Annotated in this window: 6 protein-coding genes and 1 riboswitch; of the genes, 3 read left to right on the top strand and 3 right to left on the bottom strand. The window is 46.5% G+C overall.

The features are described 5' to 3' along the window. Positions 1-489: 489 nt before the first annotated feature. The 3 genes from ACXAC4_RS26640 to ACXAC4_RS26650 all read right to left on the bottom strand — a co-directional run bounded on the left by ACXAC4_RS26640 (position 490) and on the right by ACXAC4_RS26650 (position 2,856). The gene (locus ACXAC4_RS26640) at positions 490-933 is read right to left on the bottom strand and encodes a GNAT family N-acetyltransferase (protein WP_474991493.1); all 444 of its coding nucleotides are present in this window, start codon (positions 931-933) and stop codon (positions 490-492) included. A gap of 18 nt (positions 934-951) precedes the next feature. Beyond that, positions 952-1,767, bottom strand: a complete 816-nt coding sequence (locus tag ACXAC4_RS26645; RefSeq protein ID WP_475168016.1) for a lipid II flippase Amj family protein — start codon at positions 1,765-1,767, stop codon at positions 952-954. Positions 1,768-2,148: 381 nt separating this feature from the next. Further along, positions 2,149-2,856 (bottom strand): MerR family transcriptional regulator, encoded by a 708-nt coding sequence (locus ACXAC4_RS26650; RefSeq protein ID WP_474991491.1) that lies wholly within the window; start codon positions 2,854-2,856, stop codon positions 2,149-2,151. A gap of 979 nt (positions 2,857-3,835) precedes the next feature. On the opposite strand from ACXAC4_RS26650, the gene ACXAC4_RS26655 reads away from it, so the two are divergent. From ACXAC4_RS26655 to ACXAC4_RS26665, 3 genes are read left to right on the top strand one after another with little or no spacing between them, the layout of a single operon-like run. Then, positions 3,836-4,222 carry an RNA polymerase sigma factor gene (locus ACXAC4_RS26655; protein ID WP_475168021.1) on the top strand — a complete coding sequence of 129 codons (387 nt, stop codon included), beginning with the start codon at positions 3,836-3,838 and terminating at the stop codon, positions 4,220-4,222. A 15-nt stretch (positions 4,223-4,237) separates the two neighbouring features. Continuing rightward, entirely contained in the window at positions 4,238-4,336 is a 99-nt protein-coding gene (locus ACXAC4_RS26660) for a hypothetical protein (RefSeq protein ID WP_475168027.1), read from the top strand. Beyond that, the gene (locus tag ACXAC4_RS26665; RefSeq protein ID WP_474991488.1) at positions 4,333-4,569 is read left to right on the top strand and encodes a hypothetical protein; all 237 of its coding nucleotides are present in this window, start codon (positions 4,333-4,335) and stop codon (positions 4,567-4,569) included. The genes ACXAC4_RS26660 and ACXAC4_RS26665 overlap by 4 nt, the downstream gene beginning before the upstream one ends. An 83-nt stretch (positions 4,570-4,652) precedes the next feature. After that, a riboswitch (purine riboswitch) is annotated at positions 4,653-4,753 on the top strand. Positions 4,754-5,908: the final 1,155 nt, after the last annotated feature.

Genomic DNA, 5,908 nt, shown 5'->3' on the forward strand with positions numbered 1-5,908 from the left:
GTCTTACGTTTTCACTCTTTTATACTATCTTAGCATAAGGTTATACCCACTTTTCACATGAAAGCGTTTGATGTTGAAAAGTTAAGAAAACAGTGTTAACAAAGGAAAAGGCTAACGGCATACTAAACGCAATATCATATTGCGATAGTCGAGCTGCCATCAGGTTGTTGAAGTGGTCACGTTCCGCTTATCGGTGGATGCTTGCCGCGGGCGTCACCACCGATAAGCGGAACGTGACCGCCATATAAAGAGACCTTGATGAATGACATCTATTAAACAAAGGGGCATTCCTCAAGGTTCTTACGGCTGAGAGTGAGTGCAAGGGAGTCTATTTATATTCCAGAAGGTGCGCAGACGATTCCACTCCTGCGGAAAAACGGACGGACGAGACCCCACAGGGTGGTTTTCCCGAGGAGGCTCGGACGTTCGTCCGCGGAAAGGGAATCGTCGGAGCACCTGAAGGTACCACCAGTACATAAGGGCGGGTGTTTAATTCATGACCTTCTCCATCTCCACTTCCCCGGCCTGTTCACGTACAATGGAAAAACCCGCTTTCTTATAGACCGTCACTGCGGGTTCATTTTCCACGGAAACAGTGAGGATAATTGAACTGATCCCCTCATACTGTCGAACACCAAAAGCGATCCCTTCACGGACGAAGGTCTCTCCAAATCCCCGCCCGATCCACTCAGGCTTCAGGGCGAGTCCGATTTCCAGGAACTCCTTCTTTTGAGTAAACTCGAACAACCCCACCGTTTTTCCATCGAAAAGAGCGGCATAACCATCACAGCCGCCAGGGCCCTTCAGCATTCCGTCTCTGTTGTACGATTCATAATACGGGATCATCATTACTTGCTCGACGAACCCTTCGTAATCCCAGGTGTCAATCTCATCCACCAGGTCCATAGTCAGAGGGACAAATGTAAACATCATTCCATTCTCTCCTTTATATTAAACGATAAACTTCGTAAACCAGGCAATGTAATGAGCTCCCGGAATAAACAGCAGCTGGGCAAGCAGTGTTCCAAGGACCTGGGATGTAATCATAAGCAGGGATACGTTCTTCAGCTGGCTGTAGCTTCCGCGCTTTTGGATGACATCATCCGCCATCACTGAAATTTTCGGATCCACAAACACGACAAGCAGAATGGTCGCCACACCGTTGATCAAACCGGATGCCATGATTGCTGTTGAAGCTCTGTCCGGAGCCAGAAGCGCGGCATAAAGTGCAGAAAGGACTCCAATCGTATAAATGGAGGTCACCAGCATATTGACGAAAAACAAGCGCTTCGGAATGTTGGATAACGAAAAGCCCTTTAAGTAACTCCGCTTTGGAAGCGCGAAAAGATGCAGGCCCCGCTTGAAATAATCCTTCGTTGTAAACGTCTTTAACAGCACCGGAACAGATCCGCCATTGTTGGATAAATGGACGATGGCTCGTGAAAATAAAGCAATAAACGTAGGTAACAGCACAATGCCGGCCAGTGTCCCCACCGTCGACGCTCCGATGATGATTCGATATTGATCTTCAACAAAAGCCAGCGTATTCTCAACCGGCGCAGCATCAATCAAACTGCCGGTAAACGGCTGCTGCATCATATTGGCCATCCTGGAAACGATGACCATCAAATTAAACAAGGCAAGAGCCGAGGCGATCCGCCCCACTCTTGCCCCTGACATCCGCACTGCGTAGGCCAGCGTTTCAATGGTATGGATGACTAAAATGAACAAAGCTATGTAGAGCACTTTCTCCGTGAACACTTCCATTCGACAACCATCCTTTTTGTTGACATGCGAACCTTTCGAACGGGCTTGACCATAAAAAAAGAAACATCTCAGCTGGAGATGCATCTTTTTTCAACAGGTTTTCTTGTCAGTTCCGGGTCCTTCCTTTCTAATCGGACTCTGTTCCGGCGGGTCTTCGGGAATCTGCAGGCGGCTGGGATGGCTTCTGTGGTGCCCTTCCCTTTTAATGTCCACAAACACCATCAACATCACGACGAGGAGCAGCGTACCGCCCCAAAGAAGATTTTCAATCAATGAGATCCCCCTTTTATTGTCCAAAACCTGTTACGTGCAGCTCGGCATTGCTATCCTTCACAAAAAACTGCTGCGCCTTCTTTACGTTAAAGAGCGTTCCCGCTCGATTTATTTTCGAAACAGGGAAAACAGCTTTTCCCAAGGACCTTTGGTATTTTTTACGGTGACTTCCAGACGACGGTTGAAATCATTCTGCGCCTGCCACTCCTGCTTTTGTTCCGCACGCATCGTCTGAAGCTCTTTTTTCAACAGATCGCTTTTTTCCTTTTCTCTCTCCAGCATCTCTTCATACTGCTGCTTCTGATCCTCCATCATCCGGTCAAGCTTCGTATGGGTTTTCTGTGAAAAGTTGCCGACACCTGAACTGATGACGTGGTGATCCTGCTGCAGACGGGAGACGGTGTTTTTCAGCTCGGCCATATCCTGCTTGAGCTGGACGTTCATTTCCCTTGAGGCGGCAAGCTCTCCAGCCAGCAGTTTGAGGAGCTCCTCAGTTTGACCGGGATTTCCAAGAGCAGAGGAATATGTATCCGATACAGTCAGCGCCGTTTCTGTGTATCCCTTCAATTTCTCCTTCTGTTCCTCCACGACGATTCTTGCCTGTTCATCCTGTGGCAGGTCCGTATCGCGGATTTCCTTTAAGGCTTCTATATCCGAGGCGACGAAGATCCGCCTGTCACCATCTTTAAAGAACTCGTATCCGTTCCGTTCAAGAATCTGCCCATAACGACGAACAGTAGTAGTTGCGATCCCTACTTCTTCAGCCACTTCCTTCGTTGAAAAAGCGCGCTCATTCGGTTGTATATCGTGTCGCATGCAGGGCCTCCTTTTCTTCTCCAGTATTGTCCAGAGAACGACCGGAAACAAAGGCACTGTTCCCGTTTTCTCTCTTCCTCTATTATACATGGATGAAGGCCCTTTGTGGTTTACGGAAGTATTAGATCGCAGGATTTTTACCGCACCGGGTGATGAATCTCTGTTTCCAAGTATGTACTCAAATCCTCTGCACTGCTGAATGTGACCGGGTATCCATAGGAGGTAGGCGCTTGTCCCAGGTTCGTTTTTTTACGGAACCGGCGGAGCGATGTATTATGGACGGGCAGCCACTTCGGCCCTTTCCTCCACCCTGTCCGGGTCCCTCACAATCGTAATCTCCTTATTCATCAATAAATAGATGACTTCACCTGTGCCGCGTTGTTCGAACTCCATGGATTTGGTTGTTTCATAGGACATCACAAAGTCCTGCTTAAAAAAAGCCGGTCTGCATTCTCTCATTTCCTTCCCCCTCTCGATATTTCTTCAATTATTTCAGAAGGCGAAAAATAAAACAATTTTTTCCTTTTCGCGCGAACTTTTCTCCTTCCTCATTGGTATAGTTGTTAGAAGAGATCAAAGGAGGATTTGGAATGGGCATCGGTTTTATCATTTCGATGGGTATCATGTTTGTCTGGTTGGTGGTCATACTGTCTGTCACGATTCCGATGGAAAAGAAGTAATCATCGTCCGCAGCAACGGGAAAATTGATTACAAAAAAACGGAGCTCTTTTTACGCTGGAATGTTTTTGATACCTTAACTGTCGTTTTGGCGGTTTATACGATCATCTGTGTACAGGTTCTCAACGTGATGATCAGTTCAGGCGCGACCGTTGAAAATCCTTATGTGCAGTTTTTTACGAATCAGGCACAGGCGTGGACGATTGTCGTTTTCCTTTATTTATTCAGCCGCCTCAGCCGGACGTTGAGAATCTGTCCGTGCCCGGATGGGTGAAGCTTCGTGAACCAGGCGGAAGCCGTCATGGAAGCCTGGCAGCGTGGGAATGAAGAAGCCTTCGAACAGATTTATACCGCCTTTCACGGGCCATTGTATTCGTTTATTTACCGTTATACGAGAGATGAACCATTCAGCGTCGATATCGTCCAGGATACATTTCTCCGCCTGCAGACACATAAGCACCAGTATGATTCTTCCAAGGGAGCCTTGAAGTCCTACTTGTTTCAGATCGCCTACCGTTTGATGGTTAATAAATTGAACCGGAGAAAAAAGTGGCGGAGCCTGTCGCCCCTTTTCAGTTCCCTCACAGGAAAGTTTACTGCACCCTGCCGAAAAGCTTACGGTCCAGCAGGCAGTCAGCGAACTTCCAGATCTGCAGAGGGCTGTGATTCTCCTTTACTACTACCATGACCTTCCTCAAAAGAGATCGCCGCCATCCTTCACATCCCCTTAGGGACGGTAAAATCAAGACTTCACCAAGCCATTCAAACTCTAAAAACGCATCTGGAGGTGGAAGACCTGTGAAAAATAACACGCATGATCACACAGAACTTGCCCGAAAGCTGGCCGAATACGACGTCGATGTTCCAAATATCCCACGAAAAAAGAGCCGCTGGAGCCGGCTCGTCCACTACCTCGCTTCACCAGCGGATAACCCGGTTGATTTTCTCGCCCCGGCCCGCCCGAGCTTTTCTTTGACATCCGTCATCCCTGTCCTCGCAGCCGCGGCTGTACCTGTAACTGCACTCTTGTTTTAGGACGACGGATTGAAAGTTTTCAATTTTACAACTTCCCGGATATCCATTGTTCGTATTCTCTGATTCTGCTAGAATGCGAGACATATCATTTCAAACGGATTCCTTATATACATGCGGAAATATGGCTCCGCAAGTTTATCCGGACCTCGTAAAGAGCCGGACTATAAGGAAAGAACAGACGGGGATCATCTATGCACAGCTGGATTCCCAGGCCTCTTTCCTTCTTTATATAGGAAAGAGGCCTTTTTTGTTGTCTGACGTCTAATCTCCTTAAGGGATCCGTCATTTTCAGGGAGGATTTCATCATGCAGATCATCACCGGACTACTCTCGCTGCTGCCTTATTGGACTCGGGTGGCTGTTGAGCAGCAGGAGAAAAAACATTAGAGTGGCGCACTATCCTGACCGGCTTATTAATCAGGTGCTGGATACGGTGCCTTCTTGTTTTCATTAACCTTAGCAATACGTAACTGAACGAGTTGTTGCGTAGTAGAACGTATTGCGAAGGTTAACGACGGTTAGATTCACCTCTTACACAGCACCTATAACAAGGCGCTAAACTAGGACAAAATTAAATAAGCTCGTCGCTTCGCTCGATTTTAGCTTATTCAATTTTGCCTGTTAGCTAAGCGTTATGCGTCACTTTAAATCGCTGTCTTTAAAACGGTTTTTACTTCAAGCCTTTTCTTCAAATTAGCTTTTAGGTACAGTGGCGTAATCAAATTTTAAGTTGGTCTTGGCTTTTCGTTTTTCAATTTAAGCTGTGACCAGAAAGGTCATTCACCAGTCGAACGCTTCTTTGCAATTTTGAGTTTGGTGAGTGTTTTTTAATTTTAAGTTTGGCTTATTGGTGCATGCGCAAGCGCTTTTAATTTTGAGTGTCAACGCATAACAAGGTCGTCAACGCGGACAAAAAACTGTTGGCTGTTGCGCTTCACTTCACATTTTAGCCAACAATTTTTTGCCGGTTACAACGGCGTTATGCGTCCCTTTAAATCGCTGTCTTTAAAACGGTTTTTTGCTTCGAGTCTTTTCTTCAAATCAGCTTTTAGGTACAGTGGCGTAATTAAGTTTTAAGTTGGTGTTGGCTTTTCGTTTTTTAAATTTAAGCTGTGACCAGAAAGGTCATTCACCAGTAGAGCGCTTCTTTGCAATTTTTGGTTCGGTGAGTGTTTTTATAAATAAAGTTTAGCTCGTTGGTGCAGGCAAAAGCGCTTTGAAAGTGGTGTGTCAACGCATAACAAGCAATTAAACAGGGATAAAAAACTTGCGGGCTATTCGCTTCGCTCAATTTTAGCCCAGGTGCTGTGTAAGAGGTGAATCTAACCGTCGTTAACCTT

The sequence above is a fragment of the Pseudoalteromonas sp. AWM4_233 genome (genome assembly GCF_056158285.1).